General features: G+C 56.3%; 22 protein-coding genes and 1 tRNA gene. 8 read left to right on the forward strand and 15 right to left on the reverse strand.

The annotated features are described in order from the left end of the window. Positions 1–1,277: 1,277 nt before the first annotated feature. The 11 genes from LC354_RS20195 to LC354_RS20245 form a co-directional block, all read right to left on the reverse strand. Positions 1,278–1,354 (reverse strand) — tRNA-Arg (locus LC354_RS20195). Between the two features lie 132 nt (positions 1,355–1,486). Further along, complete coding sequence (locus LC354_RS20200; RefSeq protein WP_223427230.1) at positions 1,487–2,707, reverse strand: cysteine desulfurase; 1,221 nt, start codon at positions 2,705–2,707, stop codon at positions 1,487–1,489. After that, positions 2,700–3,305 (reverse strand): Yip1 family protein, encoded by a 606-nt coding sequence (locus LC354_RS20205; protein WP_223427232.1) that lies wholly within the window; start codon positions 3,303–3,305, stop codon positions 2,700–2,702. Before LC354_RS20205 ends, LC354_RS20200 begins: the two co-directional genes overlap by 8 nt. Then, positions 3,302–3,784, reverse strand: coding sequence for a YIP1 family protein (locus LC354_RS20210; protein ID WP_223427233.1), 483 nt, complete (start codon positions 3,782–3,784; stop codon positions 3,302–3,304). The genes LC354_RS20205 and LC354_RS20210 overlap by 4 nt, the downstream gene beginning before the upstream one ends. Before the next feature lie 2 nt (positions 3,785–3,786). Continuing rightward, positions 3,787–5,067, reverse strand: a complete 1,281-nt coding sequence (locus LC354_RS20215) for a SufB/SufD family protein (RefSeq protein WP_223427234.1) — start codon at positions 5,065–5,067, stop codon at positions 3,787–3,789. Then, a complete protein-coding gene (gene sufC, locus LC354_RS20220) occupies positions 5,067–5,822 on the reverse strand; it encodes a Fe-S cluster assembly ATPase SufC (RefSeq protein WP_223427235.1) in 756 nt (251 codons plus the stop codon). The genes LC354_RS20215 and sufC overlap by 1 nt, the downstream gene beginning before the upstream one ends. A gap of 37 nt (positions 5,823–5,859) precedes the next feature. After that, a complete protein-coding gene (locus tag LC354_RS20225; RefSeq protein ID WP_223427236.1) occupies positions 5,860–6,174 on the reverse strand; it encodes a heavy metal-binding domain-containing protein in 315 nt (104 codons plus the stop codon). Next, a complete protein-coding gene (locus LC354_RS20230; protein ID WP_223427237.1) occupies positions 6,171–6,326 on the reverse strand; it encodes a hypothetical protein in 156 nt (51 codons plus the stop codon). Before LC354_RS20230 ends, LC354_RS20225 begins: the two co-directional genes overlap by 4 nt. A gap of 364 nt (positions 6,327–6,690) precedes the next feature. Further along, positions 6,691–8,217, reverse strand: a complete 1,527-nt coding sequence (sufB, locus tag LC354_RS20235; RefSeq protein ID WP_399203997.1) for a Fe-S cluster assembly protein SufB — start codon at positions 8,215–8,217, stop codon at positions 6,691–6,693. Positions 8,218–8,246: 29 nt separating this feature from the next. Beyond that, positions 8,247–9,287, reverse strand: a complete 1,041-nt coding sequence (locus LC354_RS20240) for a cysteine desulfurase family protein (RefSeq protein ID WP_223427239.1) — start codon at positions 9,285–9,287, stop codon at positions 8,247–8,249. Between the two features lie 75 nt (positions 9,288–9,362). Continuing rightward, complete coding sequence (locus LC354_RS20245; protein WP_223427240.1) at positions 9,363–9,824, reverse strand: Fe-S cluster assembly transcriptional regulator IscR; 462 nt, start codon at positions 9,822–9,824, stop codon at positions 9,363–9,365. Positions 9,825–10,041: 217 nt separating this feature from the next. Between LC354_RS20245 and LC354_RS20250 the strand changes: the two genes are divergently transcribed. From LC354_RS20250 to LC354_RS20265, 4 genes are all read left to right on the forward strand, one after another. Then, complete coding sequence (locus tag LC354_RS20250; protein ID WP_223427242.1) at positions 10,042–10,695, forward strand: alpha/beta hydrolase; 654 nt, start codon at positions 10,042–10,044, stop codon at positions 10,693–10,695. Continuing rightward, positions 10,695–10,934, forward strand: a complete 240-nt coding sequence (locus tag LC354_RS20255) for a hypothetical protein (protein WP_223427244.1) — start codon at positions 10,695–10,697, stop codon at positions 10,932–10,934. The genes LC354_RS20250 and LC354_RS20255 overlap by 1 nt, the downstream gene beginning before the upstream one ends. Beyond that, complete coding sequence (locus tag LC354_RS20260; protein WP_223427246.1) at positions 10,931–11,506, forward strand: HD domain-containing protein; 576 nt, start codon at positions 10,931–10,933, stop codon at positions 11,504–11,506. The genes LC354_RS20255 and LC354_RS20260 overlap by 4 nt, the downstream gene beginning before the upstream one ends. Positions 11,507–11,722: 216 nt before the next feature. Continuing rightward, complete coding sequence (locus tag LC354_RS20265) at positions 11,723–12,937, forward strand: NADP-dependent isocitrate dehydrogenase (RefSeq protein WP_223427247.1); 1,215 nt, start codon at positions 11,723–11,725, stop codon at positions 12,935–12,937. A 224-nt stretch (positions 12,938–13,161) separates the two neighbouring features. On the opposite strand, the gene LC354_RS20270 is transcribed toward LC354_RS20265, so the two are convergent. After that, positions 13,162–13,368, reverse strand: coding sequence for a DUF6356 family protein (locus tag LC354_RS20270; protein WP_223427249.1), 207 nt, complete (start codon positions 13,366–13,368; stop codon positions 13,162–13,164). Between the two features lie 113 nt (positions 13,369–13,481). Between LC354_RS20270 and LC354_RS20275 the strand changes: the two genes are divergently transcribed. From LC354_RS20275 to typA, 3 genes are all read left to right on the forward strand, one after another. Next, positions 13,482–13,940, forward strand: coding sequence for an Lrp/AsnC family transcriptional regulator (locus tag LC354_RS20275; protein ID WP_223427251.1), 459 nt, complete (start codon positions 13,482–13,484; stop codon positions 13,938–13,940). Positions 13,941–13,951: 11 nt separating this feature from the next. Then, positions 13,952–14,287: a DMT family transporter gene (locus tag LC354_RS20280; protein ID WP_223427253.1), complete on the forward strand. Its 336-nt coding sequence runs from the start codon at positions 13,952–13,954 to the stop codon at positions 14,285–14,287. 87 nt (positions 14,288–14,374) lie between these two features. Continuing rightward, positions 14,375–16,192, forward strand: coding sequence for a translational GTPase TypA (gene typA / locus LC354_RS20285; RefSeq protein WP_223427260.1), 1,818 nt, complete (start codon positions 14,375–14,377; stop codon positions 16,190–16,192). Positions 16,193–16,268: 76 nt separating this feature from the next. Here typA and LC354_RS20290 read toward each other — a convergent pair whose 3' ends face one another. Then, the gene (locus LC354_RS20290) at positions 16,269–16,556 is read right to left on the reverse strand and encodes a DUF1330 domain-containing protein (RefSeq protein ID WP_223427262.1); all 288 of its coding nucleotides are present in this window, start codon (positions 16,554–16,556) and stop codon (positions 16,269–16,271) included. A 221-nt stretch (positions 16,557–16,777) separates the two neighbouring features. Next, positions 16,778–17,857, reverse strand: a complete 1,080-nt coding sequence (recA, locus tag LC354_RS20295) for a recombinase RecA (RefSeq protein WP_223427264.1) — start codon at positions 17,855–17,857, stop codon at positions 16,778–16,780. Positions 17,858–18,055: 198 nt separating this feature from the next. On the opposite strand from recA, the gene LC354_RS20300 reads away from it, so the two are divergent. Further along, positions 18,056–18,655: a gamma-glutamyl kinase gene (locus LC354_RS20300; protein WP_223427266.1), complete on the forward strand. Its 600-nt coding sequence runs from the start codon at positions 18,056–18,058 to the stop codon at positions 18,653–18,655. 8 nt (positions 18,656–18,663) lie between these two features. Here LC354_RS20300 and LC354_RS20305 read toward each other — a convergent pair. Continuing rightward, on the reverse strand, positions 18,664–19,246 hold a 583-nt coding region (locus LC354_RS20305; RefSeq protein ID WP_223427267.1), incomplete at its 5' end, for a response regulator.

A 19,246-nucleotide genomic window follows, 5' to 3' on the forward strand; every position in this document is an offset into this window, starting at 1 on the left:
ACATCACGCAATTTCCTGTCGATGATCAAACTGGCATCCGTCAGGCTGTGGATCGAGTTTTATGAGTCCGCTGCCTAGTATTTTTCACAGCATCCCAAAGATCAAGCGCCTCGCGATTTGGACCTGCCGCAGTTTGATGCCGCTCCTTGGGTAGCATGTTATGTTACAAATGAAACTGATTATGAGTACCGGTTACTCGGGCAGATGAAGCGTACCCATGTCGTCAAGCGACTTGAAGCCCGGATAAATGGGTGTATTTGCACAACGGCGATCGCGATACGCGAAACATAGGAAAAGCAAAACGTGGTTAAAGCCTCCTCATTGAAGACTGTTATTATCCCTGCGGGGCGGGGCAACGCAGTAAGCAATGCTGGACCACACGCTCGCAGTTCAGATTTCACGATGATCTGCCTCGACGCATAGACGCCGGACGCACATGCATTTTTCGGATCAGGCAATTTACAAATATAAAATTTGGAAGCATCGAAAGTGTATGTCCCGCCAGTGAAAGGTCCGACTATTGGATATGCGGCCACAACTCCCCCCGCACCCATTCGATATCGACCCCTTACCCCCTCGGCGTGACTGGGCATCAATCGGGCCCACCCTGCCTGACTTGATATGCCTGCCAGCAAGCGTGCATTCTATTCAGCCAGACTTGTACGCTTGGAGCGCCTGAAGCAGCCTGCTGATAACCTGAATCGCCAGAGATTCCCCTAGCTTTGATTTTGTGATTCATCTTTCTTGGGAGGATGGATCATGTCAGCATCTTTGCCAAACGCGCTTCGTGCAAGATTTCAATGATATTATGAAGAAGGTTTAAGCGGGCGGGCGGCAGCGTTGCGTTTAAAGCTTGCGTCAGCCGCCGACGCTTGGTGGGGGCTTGGCTTCCGGCGGACCGATGAGGAGAGAGCTGCGCCCCAAGGTCGTCCGAAAGGTAATGGCAAGCAGGGCACTGCTGGTCCTTTTAGTCCTTTCTCCTGCCATCGTAAACTCAAAGCCCACCTGCGCGGTATCGGAGCGCATTCTTTGCTGCCATGAGCAACGCAATTGCAGAGATCTGCTCTCTGTGATCTTCGCGAGAGTGTTGGCAACTTTTTTAAGGCTGCTGGATATCTCGCAAGTCAATCAGAGAATGCTGTAGATCGGCCGGAATTGACGGTCGCACGCAGCGGGAAACGACAAAGACCCACGCCAATACCGGGCGGTGGGTAAAGTGATAGGAAGGTATTTTTAGCCTGCCAAAAACGATCTAAAAAATGCAATACGCATTTTGCTGGCGGACCGTAGAGGATTCGAACCTCTGGCCTCTGCCTTCGGAGGGCAGCGCTCTATCCAGCTGAGCTAACGGTCCATCTGGGGGCGGTATATCGGGGCCTTGTCCGGCCCGCAATTGCAAATCGTAACTATGGTGCGGGACGCCTGCCACTTACGGGACGTGTAGAAATCGCCTGTAAGGAGCACCTGTGGTGCACCCGACTTCCCTTCAGCCGAAAAGCTCATGGGCGAGTTCCAATGCATCAACAAGTGCATCCACCTCACCTTTGGTATTGTACATCCCAAAGGACGCACGACAGGTGGCATTCAAACCCATATGCTCCATCAAGGGCCCGACGCAATGTTGCCCGGCCCGTACCGCGACGCCCTTTTTGTCGAGAATGGTCGAAATATCATGGGCATGCCCTGCCCCGTCCAGTGTAAAGGAAAAGATCGCGCCCTTGTCAGCGGTCGTCCCTTGCACCTGCAACCAGTTCAGGCCACCGAGCCGTTCGACCGTATAATCGCGCAGACTGTTCTCATGGGCCGCAATCGCGGTCATGCCATGGCCCATCATATAATCCAGCGCCACACCCAGACCGATCGTCTGAACGATCCCGGGGGTGCCCGCCTCAATCTTCATCGGCGCATCATTATAGACCACACCGGCCTTGGTCACTTCCTTGATCATGTCACCGCCCCCCAGAAAGGGGCGCATTTCGGCCATCCGCTCGGATTTGACATAGATCGCGCCTGATCCGGACGGGCCGTAGAGTTTGTGACCCGTGATGGCAAAGAAATCTGCGTCGAGGTCCTGCACATCCACCGGCATGTGCACCGCCGACTGGCTGCCGTCCACAAGCACTGGTACACCGAGCGCATGAGCGCCTGCACAAATCGACTTCACGTCGACTTTGGTGCCCAGCACGTTGGACATATGGGTCACCGCGATCAGCTTGGTCCGGGGGGTGATTGCATCCAGAACGGCTTGCGGGTCCAGCGCACCGGTGCTGTCCACGTCCACCCATTTCAGGACCACGCCCTGCCGCTCGCGCAAAAAATGCCAAGGCACGATATTCGCGTGATGCTCCATCACCGACAGGATGATCTCGTCACCGGCTTCCATGCGGGGCATCGCCCAAGCATAAGCCACCATATTGATGCCCTCGGTGGTGCCGGAGTTAAAGATGATTTCGTCTTCGGAGCCTGCGTTGAGAAACCGTGCAACCTTGCCCCGCACGCTTTCGTAATTGTCAGTCGCAAGATTACTTAAGTAGTGCAAACCCCTGTGAACATTTGCATATTCATAACTGTAGGCGGTATTTATCGCATCAATCACCACCTGCGGCTTTTGCGCGGACGCCCCGTTGTCGAGGTAGACCAACGGTTTGCCATTCACCTCGCGTGACAGGATGGGGAAATCGGCCCGGATCGCCTCGACATCATACATTTGGCAGTCCTCCAACCGTCGCGCCCGTCAAGGTTACGAGCATCATCAATCCTATGAACAGCGCGGTCGAAACCGCGACCAATACACCGAACGCCTTTAGCAGCGACCCAAACCGCAACGCCGCGCTGATAAAGTTCAGCAAGAGCCAAAATCCCACAATCGCAACGGCCAAAGCAACCAACCCGCCCAGAAGAGGCACCGCCAAAGACAGCAACAAGACCCCTGCCTGAGCAACCGCACGCAAGGCCTGCAGCCAGGTCAACAGTGCCAGCATGTCCGTCAGCGCACCCTGTCCGCCCATCGCACGTCCCGCCCAAAAGAGGCCATGCACTGTCAAAAACAACCCGCCGGCGATGAGAACGAACAACATCAGCGGTCGGCTCATCAGCGCCAGCATCGGCATCGCCTCGATTGTCGCGGGATCGGTGGGCATCGGCGACAAGGCACTCGATGCGCCGGCCAGAAAGGCATTGATCGCCGAAACGGCGATCAGCGCCATGTAAAGCTCGGCCCGGCCAATCTGCCAGCCCATGATCTTTTGCGCCGCCCCTTGCGGGTCGCGCACGGTGTCGACAGCCATTTGTGCCCAGAAATTCATTCACCACGCTCCTGTGCGATACTGCCACTTATCCAAAACCAGAAAAAACATGCGCACCACAGCACCCCGACCGCCTGCAATTCTATGCCAGGCCCGACAAAACCTGCCGTGAGCCCATGCAACAAGATCAGCGGTGTAGAGGCCAAAAGTGCCCAGAACAATGCCAGACGCGCGCCATAAGCCGTGCCTTGCCCGCGCAAGATCCGGCCGACACCACGCGCCAACAGGGCAATCGTGTACAAAAGCAAGGGCGCGATAAACACCCATGCCATGAGCGTCGCGCCCATCAGCATGTTCAGCTCCTGCCCGGTCAGGTGGGCTTCGCGCGCCAGCCTCGGCAATTGCGCGATAAAGATCAGCACGCACGCCCCCATCAGATAGGCCAGCGCGCGGTCTTCTCTTGGTCCAAGCGCCAAAAGTCGCCGGACAACCCGACCCGGGCCGCGATAGGTCGCGACGATATTGCGGGTAATGGCCATCTTTAGCCCCGGTGCCGCTCCAACCAGCCTTCCAGCTGTTCGACCAATGCGCCCCGAAGCCCTTCATCTTCGATTTCCTCGACCGCTTCAGCCAGAAAGGCCAGCGTCAGCAAATCCGTGGCGATATCGGAAGGCAAGCCGCGCGAGCGCAGATAAAACAGCGCTTCTTCGTCAATCGCGCCGGAGGTGCTGCCGTGCGAACAGATCACGTCGTCGGCATAAATCTCCAACTCGGGCTTGGCGAGAAACTGGCTGTCTCCGTCCAGCAGGAGCGATTGGCTGATCTGATAACCATCGGTCTTTTGCGCCCCGGCCTTGACCAGAATCTTGCCCTGAAAGACGCCCACGGCTCCGTTGCGCAGCACCTTCTTGAACACCTGCCGACTTTCGCAGCGTTGCGCATCATGGGTGATGAACACGGTATCGTCGTGGTGAAAATCGCCGTCCCCGACGCATGCGCCGGCGACATGCGCGATGGCATCGTCGCCGGTCAACTCGATCACGCAATCATTGCGCGTCAGCCGCCCGTTCACAGTCAGTGTGAAAGATTTGAAAGTACTTTCCGTGCCCAGCCGGGCAAAGATATGGGTCGCCGCATGCCGTTCATGATCGCGCCCCTGCGCACGCACGTGGTGGAAGGCGGCTGTGTCGGCCACGTCCACTTCCATCACCTTGTTGAAACGCGCCGCCGCCGGACCGGTTTCAAGAACGGTCAAATCCGCGCCCGGATCCAGCTTGATCACATGGTGCAGGATCGCCTCCGAGGTTTCGATCCGGTGATTATACACCAGATTGATGGGTCGTGGTGCCTTACCAGTCACGTGGATCAGAATACCATCGGTGGCAAAGGCAGTATTCAGCGTTCCCAAAGGCCGCGCAACGGGCGTTTGCCCATTGGTTTCAAGTTGCCCGTAAAGGGACTTGGCCCAGTGAATATCGGTTTTGGCTTCGGCCAGGCGATCAATCTTCAGATAGTCCATCGCCAACGGATCAGAGGCTTCGGGGTCAAAAACGCCGTCATTGAATACAATCCGCAGCGCATCAATTTCCGAAAAGACCGGGGCTTCATCGCTGACGACCACGGCCGCCGCAGGTGTTTCGACCTGCGTCAGGAGATCGGGGCGGGTAAAGCGCCAGTATTCGTCACGCCGGGCCGGAAGGCCCATGGCGCGCAGCCGCGCAAGCGCGTCGGCCCGCGCCGCGTCCGCCCAACCGCCCTGCGGCAGATCAAGTGCTGCGATCCGCGCCTCTGTCGCGTCCAGTTTTTCTGCCGGGGCCGCCATTACGCCACCTCTGCGAGAATGTCGGTATAGCCGTTGTTTTCAACTTCCAGCGCCAGTTCGGGGCCACCGGTTTTCACGATCCGACCATCGGCCATGATATGCACCACATCGGGTCTGATATGATCCAGAAGCCGCTGGTAGTGCGTGATCACGAGAAAGCCACGACCCGCATTGCGCAGCGCATTCACGCCCTCGGCCACCAGCTTCATCGCATCCACATCAAGGCCCGAGTCCGTCTCGTCCAGAATGCACATCTTCGGCTCGAGCATGGCCATCTGCAAAATTTCATTACGTTTTTTCTCGCCGCCGGAGAAACCAACGTTGACGGGTCGTTTCAGCATGTCGGCGTCAATCTTCAGTTCCTTGGCGCGGGCGCGCACGACCTTCAGGAACTCGGCGGCGCTCATTTCCTCTTCGCCGCGTGCCTTGCGCTGCGCGTTCACAGCGGTGCGCAGGAACGTCATATTGCCAACACCGGGGATTTCAACCGGATACTGGAACGCCAGAAACAGGCCTGCGGCGGCCCGCTCCTCGGGCTCCATCTCCAGCAAATCTTGCCCTTCGAGCATCGCTGTGCCGCTGGTCACCTCGTAGCCGTCCTTCCCGGACAAAACGTAAGACAGTGTCGACTTGCCGGACCCGTTCGGGCCCATGATCGCGTGCACCTTGCCCGCTTCCACTTCAAGGTTCACACCTTTGAGGATTTCCTTGTCTTCTTCTTCAAGTTTGACGTGCAAATCTTTGATCGTGAGCATTTTTTCTTCCCTATTTCCGTACACCCAAGAGGGTGAGTTATCCCAAAACAACGGCGGTGCCCGATGCACTGACCATCAACATACTGTCGCCCACAACCTCATAGTCGAGGTCAATACCCACCACGGCATTGGCCCCGGCCTGGATGGCGCGGTCTTCCAATTCCTGCATCGCGGTGTCGCGCGCATCCTGCAACTTCGACTCGTAGGCCCCCGAACGCCCACCGATGATATCGGTGACGCCGGCAAAGAAATCACGTACCACATTGGCCCCCATGATCGCCTCGCCCACGACGATGCCGCGATACTCAGTAATCTTTCGGCCTTCGACGGAATTTGTGGTGGTCATAATCATTCTGCGTTCTCCTGCATGGCTTGCGCCCACGACGGCTGGATGGGTGATCCGACGCCAACCGCCAGCATCACCATCGTAAAGCAAATCCAAAGCGCACTCAGCGCGCCCGACCCGAGCGCCGCCGCAGCGAACATCCCGCCGAGAACCGTCATGGCACATGCCAAACCAGCTCGCTGTGAGCCATCCCCATCAAACGCCGTACGCTGTTTGATCTTCGATCGCTGAACAACTTGCATGGCCAAACCACTCATCGCTTCTGCGCCTGTGTCGCGGACGACGTTGATGGCACGTCGTCATTTTTCGACCCTGCCGTGATCCTTGTCATGATCAGGATCACCGCTGCAGCACCAAAAAACAATGCGCCTCCGATCGTGAAGGCAACCGCGAATGTCGGGGCCACCATCATGCTGAATACAAGCCCAAACAGACCGCCGCACTCATGCGCGTTGCCACGCTTGCGCCAGACCAGCGTGTCAAAACGCCAGCCGTGCCGTTGTTCTCACGCCGTGCCAAGGATCAGCCCACCGAGCCTTCCAAGGAGATTGCGACCAATTGCTGCGCTTCCATGGCGAATTCCATTGGCAAAGCCTGCAAGACGTCCTTGCAGAACCCGTTGACGACCAGCGCCACGGCTTCCTCTTCGTCCATGCCCCGCGAGCGGCAATAGAACAGCTGGTCATCATCCACCTTGGAGGTTGTCGCCTCGTGCTCGACCCGGCTCGAGTTGTTCTTGACCTCGATATACGGCACCGTATGCGCTCCACATTTGTCACCGATCAGCAAACTGTCACATTGGGTATAGTTGCGCGATTCCTTGGCCTTGGGGTGCATGGACACAAGGCCACGATAAGTATTTTGCGCCTTGCCGGCACTGATGCCCTTGGAGACGATCCGTGATTTGGTGTTCTTGCCCAAATGGATCATTTTGGTGCCGGTATCGGCCTGCTGCATATTGTTGGCGATGGCGATGGAGTAGAACTCGCCCTGACTGTCGTCCCCGCGCAAAATGCAGGACGGGTATTTCCATGTCACGGCACTGCCGGTTTCCACCTGCGTCCACATCACCTTGGCGCGGTCGCCGCGGCAATCGGCACGTTTGGTCACGAAGTTATAGATACCGCCCTTGCCGTTCTCGTCGCCGGGATACCAGTTCTGCACGGTGGAGTATTTCACCTCCGCGTCTTCCTCGATGATGATCTCGACCACGGCGGCGTGCAGTTGTGCGATGTCACGCTGGGGCGCGGTACACCCCTCAAGATAGGATACGTAAGATCCCTTGTCCGCAATGATCAGCGTCCGCTCAAACTGGCCGGTGTTCTCGGCGTTGATGCGGAAATAGGTCGACAATTCCATCGGGCAACGGACCCCCGGCGGAACATAAACAAAAGATCCATCCGAAAACACCGCCGAATTCAGCGTCGCATAATAGTTGTCAGACACCGGCACGACCGAGCCGAGGTATTTCTTGACCAGGTCGGGATGATCTTTGATCGCCTCGGAAATCGAACAAAAGATAACCCCGGCCTTGGCCAGTTCATCCTTGAACGTCGTGCCAACGGAAACGGAATCAAATACGGCGTCCACAGCCACCTTGCGCGGCGCGTCCGTCAGATCCTCAGCACCTTCAACACCGGCCAGGATCATCTGTTCCTTCAGCGGAATGCCAAGTTTCGCATAGGTTTCCAACAGCTTGGGATCGACCTCGTCCAGCGACTTGGGCTTGACCTCCATCGATTTGGGACGGGCATAGTAATACTGGTCCTGAAAGTCGATTTCGGGATAATCGACCATCGCCCATTTCGGCTCTTCCTTTTGCAGCCAGCGCTCGTAGGCGGCCAAACGCCACTCCAGCATCCATTCAGGTTCTTCGTTCTTTTCCGAGATCAGCTTGACGATATCCGGAGACAGACCCTTGGGCGCGTATTCCATTTCGATATCGGTCGACCACCCGTGTTTATAGGCGCCACCGACTTCACGTACAGCGTCGACAGTCTCTTGATCGACACCATCCTTGACCATTACATCGCCTACGACATTGTCCATATCCGTCATTCCTCTCGAAAAATCGCGGCTCAAGCCGCCCGCGCTTCGTGTTTCTTCAGTTTTTGCGCCCAAACTTCGGCAAAGCGCATGACATCGTCTTCCGTCGTCTCCAACCCCAAGGAAACCCGGACCGCATTGGCCGCAACGCCCCCCAAACCCATAGCCTCCAGAACGGTGCTGGACTTGACCTTGCCGGACGAGCAGGCAGACCCTGCCGAAATCGCAAACCCAGCCAGGTCCATCCGCATCACCTGCGTCTCGCCTTTCCATCCGGGTGTGGCGAAACAAGACGTGTTGGGAAGACGTCTTGAACCTTTCCCGACAAAAATAGTTGTATTTGACGCAGCCTCAAGGGCGTTTTCTAGAATATTTCTAAGTTTGGCAACCTCATCCCAACGCCCACCCGCCAAATCACGGGCGGTGGCCTCTGCTGCGGCCCCAAAACCGGCGATCCCTATGACATTTTCCGTACCCGAGCGGCGACCCATTTCCTGCCCCCCTCCAATGATCCGCGGCGCGACGTCCAAACCACGTTTCAAAACCAATGCGCCCACACCTTTGGGCCCGCCCAACTTGTGGGCCGAGATCAAACCCATGTCGCAGCCCAACCAGTCGAACCCGAAAGGCACCTTGCCAAATCCCTGCGTCAGATCGCTCAGCGCAAGCCGGTCCGGCACATCTTGTAGCACCCCGGTTTCGGAATTGGCCAATTGCAGAGCGCTCATATGCGGCTCCTCCGGCACAACCATTCCATCACTCGACACTGACAGCGACGGATCAATCCAGCTCAGGACGGCGTCATGCTCGATCGCTGCCCCGCGAAACCCCCGCCCGGCACAGGCCAAGGCGGCCGCTTCCGTTGCACTTGACGTGAATACGATATCCGCCCCCGCCGCCCCCAGCGCGTCCGAAATCTGTGCACGTGCACGCTCCACAATGGCCTTGGCAGCGCGTCCTTCGGCATGCACCGACGATGGATTTCCAACAACATCCATCGCCGCAAGCATCGCCGCACGCGCGGCCGCGCGCAGCGGCGTGGTCGCATTGTGATCCAGATAGATCCGGCTCATTGGATCCGGCCTTCATCTTGCCAGATAAACTCCGGGGGAGCGGCGCAGCCGCGGGGGCAGCGCCCCCTTCCACATTCACCCATCATCAACCACCGCAAACAAGTTTGGCACTGCTGGACAGGGTGCCAATTCATTCCCGATCACGTCCGACAACCTGGTCTGATGCAAAAACACATAGACATGCGCACTCAACCCCTCCCACAACCGATTGGTCAGCGACTGCGCCCGTGATCCCGATGCGCCACCGGAGGCCCCAGCCCCCTTGTGCATTGCATCGACCTTCTCATCGACAGCTGTCAAAATATCGGACACACGAATGTCCGAGGCCGACCGCGACAAACGGTAGCCACCACCCGGGCCCCGAACCGACGTGACCAGATCTGCCCTGCGCAATTTGACAAACAGCTGTTCAAGGTAAGGCAGCGAAATGTCCTGTCGCGTCGCAATATCCCCGAGGCTCACTAGGCTGCCGGCAGGCTGCAAGGCAATATCGCTCAAGGCGACCATCGCATATCTTCCCTTGGTCGAAAGTTTCATCGCAACACGCCCCCAATTGACGTCGCAGCCCAGACGCCATACATCCCTAGCCAAACAGGTGTCAGTACCTGATCAAACGAAACAGGCGGCAAGCCTGTCAAACACAACCTGACGCGCTCTTGCGACGCGTTATTTAGAACCGTTCTAAGGTATCCGATTAATTTCGTCAAGAATTCGGATCTGACAAAAATAAAAACGCGTGAGGACACACATACTTATGCCCGAGGTCATTTTTCCTGGACCCGAAGGCCGCCTCGAAGGCCGCTATCACCCACAAAAAGAACGTGACGCCCCGATCGCCATCGTGCTCCATCCCCACCCCCAGTTCGGTGGCACGATGAACCACAAGGTGGTGCACAGGTTGCATTATGCGTTCTACAACATGGGCTTTACCGTATTGCGGTTCAATTTCCGTGGGGTCGGGCGCAGCCAGGGTGAATACGATCAGGGTATCGGCGAGTTGTCGGATGCGGCCTCAGCGCTCGATTACCTCCAATCGATGAACAACAACTCCAAGCATTGCTGGGTTGCCGGGTTCTCCTTCGGAGCGTGGATCGGCATGCAGCTTTTGATGCGCCGCCCCGAGATCACGGGGTTCATCTCGGTCGCGCCGCCCGCAAACATGTATGACTTTTCGTTCCTGGCACCCTGCCCCTCGTCCGGTCTGGTGATCAACGGAACCGCCGACCGCGTTGCGCCGCCCGCCGATACCGAACTGTTGGTCAGCAAATTGCACGAGCAAAAGGGCATCACGATCACCCATACCCAGATCGAAGGGGCCGGACACTTCTTCGAAGAACCGTATATGGATACGCTGATCGAGCACACCAACGACTACGTCAAACGGCGCCTGACAGAGACCTCGCGCTGATGTCTGACTCCGTAGTCCTCGAGATGGCAAACAAGCTGGCCGAAGAATGCCTCGCCGTTCAAGGCGAGGTGGGCGATGACCGGTTGTTCATGAAGGTTGGCAATGTGCTCGGCGCATCGTCGCAAACCCTCGAAGAAGCGTTCCTGACGGCCGTGCGCACCCGCATGGCAAACGACGCCGCCCGGCGTTTTCTTGCGCAGAAACTCAAGGCGCATCGCGCGGCACAGCCTGATACGTGACACGGCTTGATCAACAGATCGCCTTTCTGAATGAGGCTGACAAACTCAAGTCCGTCTTGCGCGCCACGACACTCGCGGATGGCAGCCGCCGCGAAAACAGCGCAGAGCATTCCTGGCATCTGACACTCTATGCCCTGGTACTGGCCGATCAAGCCGGGCCGGATGTTGACATCAATCGCGTCCTGAAAATGCTCATACTGCACGACCTGGTCGAGATTGACGCGGGCGACAATCCCATTTTTGGCAACGTCGATGTGGCCGCAATGGCAGCCCAGGAAACGATCGCAGCGGATCGCATATTTGGCCTGCTGCCCGAAGATATCGCCGAAAACCTGCGCCCCATCTGGGAAGAGTTCGAAGCCGCCGAAACGTCCACAGCCCAATTCGCCAAGGCCCTTGACCGATTTCAGCCGCCCATGCTCAACCTCGCCTCCGGCGGTGGCAGTTGGACAGAATACGACGTGACCGAAGACATGATCGCCGCACGTGTCGGCACCAAGATCGAGCGCGGAGCGCCCGGACTGTGGCACTATGCCAAAGCCCGCATTTCGGCCTTTTTCGAACAGGCATAATCCCTGCCTGACGCCCGGCAAGCATCGCATACTACGATGCGTCAGGTGCCTATATTTTTAGCGTCTGATCCGTCTTTGCTCGGCCTGACCAATCCTTGCATAAGTTTTGGACAGTCAGATCCAACAAGTTTGGTATACCATCGCATACCACCTTCCCAAGCTGCCGTAGACAGGTTACAGCACGGGCAATTCCCAGCCGCAAACAAGGATCCCCGCATGACCAAAATCAAGGTGGAAAACCCCATTGTCGAAATGGACGGCGATGAAATGACCCGGATCATCTGGGATTTTATCAAGAAAAAACTCATAACTCCCTATCTCGACATCGATCTGCTTTACTACGATCTGAGCATGGAGTCGCGCGACGACACCAATGACCAGATCACCATTGATGCAGCCGAAAAAACCAAAGAAATCGGCGTCGCAGTCAAATGCGCCACAATCACGCCGGACGAGGCGCGGGTCGAAGAATTCGGGCTCAAGAAAATGTGGCGCAGCCCCAATGGCACGATCCGCAACATCTTGGGCGGCGTTGTGTTTCGGCAGCCGATCATCTGCAAGAACGTCCCGCGCCTCGTGCCGGGCTGGACCAAACCCATCGTGATCGGACGCCACGCCTTTGGCGATCAGTACAAAGCGACCGACATGAAATTCTCCGGTCCAGGCAAGCTGACGATGAAATTTGTCGGCGAAGACGGCACCGTCGATGAACGAGAGGTGTTCGACGCGCCCTCCTCCGGGGTCTTCATGGGGATGTATAATCTTGATGCCTCGATCCGAGACTTTGCACGCGCGTCGTTGAACTACGGACTGAACCTTGGCTGGCCGGTATACCTGTCGACCAAGAACACGATTTTGAAACAATATGACGGGCGTTTTCTCGAACTGTTTCAGGAAATCTTCGACGCAGAGTTCAAGGAGGCATTTGACGCCAAGGGCATCGAATATCAGCACCGGTTGATCGATGACATGGTCGCCTGCGCCATGAAATGGAACGGGGGATTTGTCTGGGCCTGCAAGAACTACGATGGCGACGTGCAATCCGATACCGTGGCACAGGGCTTTGGCTCGCTCGGCATGATGGCAAGCCAGTTGATGACCCCAGACGGAAAGATCGTGGAGGCCGAGGCCGCGCACGGAACCGTAACGCGCCACTACCGGCAACATCAAGCAGGTCAGGCAACATCAACCAACTCTATCGCGTCGATCTATGCTTGGACCGGAGGCTTGAAACACCGTGCCAAGCTGGATGACAATGCGGCGTTGATGAAATTTGTAACAACGTTAGAAAAGGTCGTTGTTGATACGGTCGAGTCAGGCTTCATGACCAAGGACCTCGCGCTGTTGGTGGGGCCGAACCAGCGATGGTTAACAACGATGGGGTTCCTGGAAAAGATCGATGAGAACCTGAACCGCGCCTTGCCGGGGTAACGCAGGCCATACATACATTCAGTGGACCCCGAGGCGGGGCTGCTGGGCCTCGGGCTCGCAGCCGTCAGTTACGTTCGATGCATTTGAAAAACGAACCGACGTAGACAACGCAGGCAAATCCGATGTGAGTGGTGGCTTTTGATTTGGATTTGCAGCGCGGACTGCTCAGGCGCGAGGGCCGGTGCGTCAAAAAAACCCGCACCCAGACCTGAATTTACGTGATTTCATGACCCGCGGTTGTGCGTTTTCGCGTACATCTTTGCAATCATCCCACTGGCCGTTTTTTCAAACAGACACGGGATAATGGCATGGATCAGGGCAGCCCCGCCTGCCAGAAACAAACGCAACGCGAACCCGCCCGCAAAGGCGGCGTGTTCAAGGTATGTTTCGTCTACGGTGCGCGGGTGAGAAAGAAAGACGCGATTGATCATGAAAAGCTCCTGTCGACCTGATCTCTAAATGCCCGACTTTCTTGCGTCTTTGTTCCCAAACCACTCGAATTCTGCGCATTGTTTTGTGATGATTTCTCAGATATTTCTCATATATGGAGAAAATTGACCAAATAGACAGCCGAATCCTCAACGAATTGCAACGTGATTCCGGCCAATCCCTGGAATCCCTAGGCGACAAGGTTGGGCTCAGCCGCAATGCCTGCTGGCGGCGCGTGCGCGCGCTGGACGAGGCCGGGATTATCACAGGCCGCGTTGCCCTGGTCGATCCGATGGCAGCAGATCTCGGGCTGATGGTCTTTATGCAAATCCGAACCCATAGCCATGATCCAGACTGGCAGGTCAGGTTCAACCGGGCCATGCGCACCATTCCCGGAATTCTCAGCGCTTATCGCATGACGGGCGATCTGGACTACCTGATCAGGGCGCGTGTAAAGGACATGGCGGGCTATGATGCCCTGTACCAACACCTCATCCATCAGGTTCCGATCGCGGACGTGGCCGCAAGCTTTGTGATGGAAGAGATCAAGGACAGCACCGCGCTGCCATTGTAAGGATCACAACCATGCCACTTCACTATTTGTACCTGGTAATTGCCGTTGCGGCAGAAACCGTTGGCACAACGGCATTGCAGGCCAGCAACCAGTTCACCAAATTCTGGCCTTCCGTGCTGGTCGTTGTGGCCTATGCTGTTGCTTTCTATTTTTTGGGGGTCGTTTTGAAATACATCCCCGTCGGCATCGCTTATGCGATCTGGTCAGGTTTGGGCATTGTCCTGATTGCCCTGATCGGCTTTGCGGTTTTTGGTCAACGGCTCGATGGTCCCGCTTTGTTGGGACTTGGAATGATCATTTCAGGAATAGTTGTCATACAGCTCTTCTCGAACGCCGCGACACACTAGCCCTTTCTTTCTGCGGCGCGGCAGGATATGCGCGCGGAAAATAAAGAGTGCGCGGTCATGCGCCCTACATGTTCAAAGAGGCATTTCATGGATCTGCGCAACATCGCTATCATCGCTCACGTCGACCACGGCAAAACGACGCTTGTGGACGAATTGCTCAAGCAATCGGGCACCTACCGCGAAAACCAGGCCACGACTGAACGGGCCATGGACAGCAACGATCTTGAGCGCGAGCGCGGGATCACCATTCTGGCCAAGGCGACATCGGTCGAATGGAAAGGTACGCGGATCAATATCGTTGATACCCCCGGCCACGCCGATTTCGGCGGCGAGGTTGAGCGGATCCTGTCGATGGTAGACGGCGTCGTGCTGCTTGTGGACGCCGCAGAAGGGCCAATGCCCCAGACAAAGTTCGTGACCTCGAAGGCACTTGCCTTGGGTCTGCGCCCGATTGTTGTGCTGAACAAGGTCGACAAACCCGACGCCGAACCCGACCGCGCCCTTGATGAGTGCTTTGACCTCTTTGCGAACCTTGGTGCAGATGACGAGCAACTGGATTTTCCCTCCATGTACGCCTCCGGCCGCAACGGCTGGGCCGATATGGAGTTGGACGGACCGCGCAAAGACTTGAGCGCGTTGTTTGACCTGGTCGTGAGCCACGTACCGGCACCCTCGCAGCTTGCCGCAATCGACGAGCCTTTCCGCATGCTGGCGACCACTCTCGGGGCAGACCCGTTCATCGGTCGTATCCTCACGGGTCGCGTCGAATCGGGCCGGTTGAAGGCAGGCGAAACAATCAAAGCTCTGTCGTTGGACGGCACATTGATCGAAAATTTCCGCTGTACTAAAATCCTTGCCTTCCGCGGCCTCGGCCAGCAACCCATCGAATATGCCGAAGCGGGCGATATCGTCTCGCTGGCGGGCATGTCCAAGGCGACCGTGGCGGACAGCATCGTCGCGCCGTCCGTCACCGAAGGGTTGCCAGCACAACCGATCGATCCGCCCACCATCACCGTCACTTTTGGGATCAACGATTCACCATTGGCAGGACGGGACGGCAAGAAAGTGCAATCGCGCGTCATCCGTGACCGGTTGATGAAAGAAGCCGAAAGCAATGTCGCGATCAAGATAAGCGACACCCCCGGTGGCGACGCCTTCGAAGTTGCAGGACGCGGCGAATTGCAAATGGGCGTTTTGATCGAAAATATGCGCCGCGAGGGGTTCGAGCTCAGTATCAGCCGTCCGCAGGTTCTGTTTCGGGACATCGACGGCGTGCGCCATGAACCCATCGAAGAAGCCACAATCGACGTGGACGATGAATATTCCGGAGCCGTGATCGAAAAAATCACCGGGGCACGCAAGGGCGAGTTGGTCGAGATGAAACCAGCCGGCGCAGGCAAGACCCGCATCGTGGCTCATGTGCCTTCGCGCGGATTGATTGGCTATCACGGCGAGTTTCTGACCGACACACGCGGCACCGGTGTTCTGAACCGGGTGTTCCACGAATGGGCCCCGCACAAAGGCCCCATTCCCGGGCGTCGCGCGGGTGTTCTGATTTCGATGGAAAACGGGCAGTCTGTTGCCTTTGCTTTATGGAACCTCGAAGAACGGGGGCGTATGTTCATCGGTTCTCAGGCGGACGTCTATACCGGCATGATCATCGGCGAGCACAGCCGTAACAATGATTTAGAAGTGAACCCGCTCAAAGGCAAGAAACTGACCAACGTCCGCGCTTCCGGAACAGACGAAGCCGTACGTTTGACGACGCCGATCACCATGTCACTCGAAGAGGCGATTGCCTATATCGACGATGACGAATTGGTGGAAGTGACGCCCAACGCAATCCGTCTGCGCAAACGCTATCTGGATCCCCATGAACGCAAACGCATGTCGCGCGCCTCTTGAGGTTTTTCAGTATTTGAACTGAATGGACTGGGGCCAAGCCCCCAGACCCCCGGGATATTTCAGGCCGAAAGAAATGTTATTCCGTCGTTTCGACGATCAACAATTCGCGCTCAGACGCGCCGCGGGCGTGTTCCAAGGCCGCCTGATAGGCGTCTGAGTGATAACATGCCTCGGCGGTCGCGACATCCGGGAACCGGGCAACCACATTGCGCGGGCGTTCTTTGCCCTCCAACTGAACAAAATGCCCTCCCCGCGCGATGAAATGGCCCCCGTGCGCGGCAATGGCTTGCGTGGCGCCTGCGGCATATTTCTTGTAGGCTTCCTCATCCGTAACGGTCACATGTGCGATCCAAAGTGCTGGCATTCGATTATCTCCTGACCACAATTGTGCGGCCTTGCTGCTAAAAGTCTCAATCCGCTCAAAGGATCATATCTGGCGACCTTTCGCCACCCATGCCCTGGAACTTCACTGGTTGAGAAGGCCGTTAACAAGAACAGGTGCATCCCGACAAAAAAAGGGCGCCATTGCAGCGCCCCTTATATTCCGTTTTGCTGCCGCAACAATTTGCGACCGGGTTCTTCATTTTACACTTCGAGTATGTCGTCTTCGCCAGATTTATCAGGCATTGGCGCATCGAAATCGAGCCCATGGGACGCGCGTATCTTATCTTCAATCTCATAGGCGATATGAGCGTTTTCCTTTAGAAAAGCCTTCGCGTTTTCGCGACCTTGCCCAACACGCTCATCGCCATAGCTGAACCAACTCCCTGATTTCTCAACGATGCCCGCCTTCACGCCCAGATCAAGAAGCTCACCCATCTTCGAGATGCCTTCACCGTACATGATGTCGAATTCAACTTGTTTGAATGGCGGGGCCACCTTGTTCTTGACGACCTTGACGCGGGTGGCATTTCCAACCACTTCGTCGCGATCCTTGAGCGACCCGATGCGGCGGATATCGAGGCGCACGGACGAATAGAACTTCAACGCGTTGCCTCCTGTTGTCGTTTCGGGTGAGCCGAACATGACGCCGATTTTCATCCGGATCTGGTTGATGAAAATGACCATGCAGTTCGACCGACTGATCGACCCCGTCAACTTGCGCATGGCCTGGCTCATCAAGCGCGCCTGAACGCCGACACTCGCATCGCCCATATCGCCCTCCAACTCGGATTTTGGCGTCAGTGCCGCCACCGAATCGACGACAACCATGTTCACGGCACCAGAGCGCACCAAAGTGTCGGTGATTTCCAAGGCCTGCTCGCCGTTGTCAGGTTGAGAGATCAGCAACTCATCAATGTCTACGCCAAGCTTTTTGGCGTATTGCGGATCCAGCGCGTGTTCCGCATCCACGAAAGCGCACACGCCGCCAGCCTTTTGTTGTTCGGCAACGCAATGCAGCGTCAGCGTCGTTTTACCCGACGATTCAGGACCATAGATCTCAATGATGCGGCCCATCGGCAGCCCACCAATGCCAAGCGCGATATCAAGACCCAATGACCCCGTCGAACTGGCCTTGATGTCCTGGATTGCGCCCTCGGTCCCCAGCTTCATGATGGAGCCTTTGCCGAATTGACGTTCGATCTGCGCCAGAGCACTGTCGAGCGCTTTTTGTTTGTCTGCCGATTTCTTGTTTGTCATGGTCAAAAGGTCTGCCGTTGCCATTGATTTTGTCCCTTGTGTCATACCCGTTGCGGGGCGGCAATCATTGCCGGAGCTGCTTCGATGTTCTTCTTGTGTTCCTTATGAGATCAAAAAGAGAACATTTCAATCTATTTCTATGCATCCATCTTTTGTGGCAGAGGGTTAAGGAGTGGTTTACGACTATGGCAACAGCTTCAATAAACGGGTAAAGCAGGCCAGATGTTGATCTTTTACAAAGCAAATCTGGCTTTTCTGTCTGTCCCGAAGACCGGGACGACTGCATATGAAACGGCGCTTCGGTCCCATGCGGATATGGTCATCTCCGAGCCCGCATTGCTCAAACATGCGCCAGTTTATCGGTATAATCGTTTTATCAGGCCTATGTTTCTAAATGTCTGTGACGTCGAACTCGAGCTTATGGCAGTCATGCGCGAACCGATAAGCTGGCTTGGGAGTTGGTGGCGCTATCGTCAACGTCCTTTCATGAAAGGCAAAGCCAACGCGACGCATGGCATCAGTTTCGATGACTTCGTTACCGCCTATATGAAAGGTCAGAAGCCCGATTTTGCTGATGTAGGCAGCCAGTTCAAGTTTTTGGAACGGCAACCAAACGGTACCGGGGTCACCCATCTTTTTCGCTACGAAGATCAACCCCGGCTACAAAGTTTTTTGTCAAACCGGCTTGGTATTGAGTTTGAACTCGAGCGGGAAAATGCCTCGCCGGACTTGGCCGTTTCCTTGTCGCTGGATGTGGAAAAACGGTTTCGCCGTAAGTTCGACCACGAATTCGCATTGTACGATGCAATACCGGCGGCTTGAACTCTGGCTCAATGAAGTTGTTTATGAACCGTTTCGGCGAGATCGTTGAGCGAAAACGGTTTGGGTAAGAACACTGAATTCGGAATTTTGTCCTGGTGATCGTTCAACTTGTCTTCGGTATATCCGGAAACAAAGACGACGCGCACTTGTGGCCTGTCCATGAGCGCTTCGCGGACCCAACTGGGCCCATCTTTGCCCGGCATGACGACATCCGTCACAAAGAGATCAACGTTCAGGCTGCGATCTTCGAGCGTTTTCAAAGCCGCTTCCGCCGAATCTGCTTCGAGAACTGTGTAGCCGCGCAACCGCAAGGCGCGACTGGCGAAGGCGCGCACCGGTGCTTCATCTTCAACCAGAAGAATGACACCATCGCCATGTTTTGGTTCGGCAATTTCCACAGTTTTCACGGGTTCGGCAACTTTAGGGGTCGTAGTCTCAAGAACCGGGAACATGATCGTGAACGTCGTGCCTTGGCAAACCACACTGTCGACGAAGATGAACCCGCCAGTCTGTTGATTGAGCAACCCCACGTCTGGAAATTCGGATTTGGCATGATCACGCATCCTGGCATTCCCATTTGATATAGGCCTT

It is taken from the genome of Tateyamaria pelophila (assembly GCF_019966495.1).
Lineage (GTDB): Bacteria > Pseudomonadota > Alphaproteobacteria > Rhodobacterales > Rhodobacteraceae > Tateyamaria > Tateyamaria pelophila.

Bases quoted from the DNA above. Each gene is read 5' to 3' on its own strand.
- LC354_RS20200 (WP_223427230.1), bottom strand. From the start codon at position 2,707: ATGTATGATGTCGAGGCGATCCGGGCCGATTTCCCCATCCTGTCACGC.
- LC354_RS20205 (WP_223427232.1), bottom strand. From the start codon at position 3,305: ATGAATTTCTGGGCACAAATGGCTGTCGACACCGTGCGCGACCCGCAA.
- LC354_RS20210 (WP_223427233.1), bottom strand. From the start codon at position 3,784: ATGGCCATTACCCGCAATATCGTCGCGACCTATCGCGGCCCGGGTCGG.
- LC354_RS20215 (WP_223427234.1), bottom strand. From the start codon at position 5,067: ATGGCGGCCCCGGCAGAAAAACTGGACGCGACAGAGGCGCGGATCGCA.
- sufC (WP_223427235.1), bottom strand. From the start codon at position 5,822: ATGCTCACGATCAAAGATTTGCACGTCAAACTTGAAGAAGAAGACAAG.
- LC354_RS20225 (WP_223427236.1), bottom strand. From the start codon at position 6,174: ATGATTATGACCACCACAAATTCCGTCGAAGGCCGAAAGATTACTGAG.
- LC354_RS20230 (WP_223427237.1), bottom strand. From the start codon at position 6,326: ATGACGGTTCTCGGCGGGATGTTCGCTGCGGCGGCGCTCGGGTCGGGC.
- sufB (WP_399203997.1), bottom strand. From the start codon at position 8,217: ATGGACAATGTCGTAGGCGATGTAATGGTCAAGGATGGTGTCGATCAA.
- LC354_RS20240 (WP_223427239.1), bottom strand. From the start codon at position 9,287: ATGAGCCGGATCTATCTGGATCACAATGCGACCACGCCGCTGCGCGCG.
- LC354_RS20245 (WP_223427240.1), bottom strand. From the start codon at position 9,824: ATGAAACTTTCGACCAAGGGAAGATATGCGATGGTCGCCTTGAGCGAT.
- LC354_RS20250 (WP_223427242.1), top strand. From the start codon at position 10,042: ATGCCCGAGGTCATTTTTCCTGGACCCGAAGGCCGCCTCGAAGGCCGC.
- LC354_RS20255 (WP_223427244.1), top strand. From the start codon at position 10,695: ATGTCTGACTCCGTAGTCCTCGAGATGGCAAACAAGCTGGCCGAAGAA.
- LC354_RS20265 (WP_223427247.1), top strand. From the start codon at position 11,723: ATGACCAAAATCAAGGTGGAAAACCCCATTGTCGAAATGGACGGCGAT.
- LC354_RS20270 (WP_223427249.1), bottom strand. From the start codon at position 13,368: ATGATCAATCGCGTCTTTCTTTCTCACCCGCGCACCGTAGACGAAACA.
- LC354_RS20275 (WP_223427251.1), top strand. From the start codon at position 13,482: ATGGAGAAAATTGACCAAATAGACAGCCGAATCCTCAACGAATTGCAA.
- LC354_RS20280 (WP_223427253.1), top strand. From the start codon at position 13,952: ATGCCACTTCACTATTTGTACCTGGTAATTGCCGTTGCGGCAGAAACC.
- typA (WP_223427260.1), top strand. From the start codon at position 14,375: ATGGATCTGCGCAACATCGCTATCATCGCTCACGTCGACCACGGCAAA.
- LC354_RS20290 (WP_223427262.1), bottom strand. From the start codon at position 16,556: ATGCCAGCACTTTGGATCGCACATGTGACCGTTACGGATGAGGAAGCC.
- recA (WP_223427264.1), bottom strand. From the start codon at position 17,857: ATGGCAACGGCAGACCTTTTGACCATGACAAACAAGAAATCGGCAGAC.
- LC354_RS20300 (WP_223427266.1), top strand. From the start codon at position 18,056: ATGTTGATCTTTTACAAAGCAAATCTGGCTTTTCTGTCTGTCCCGAAG.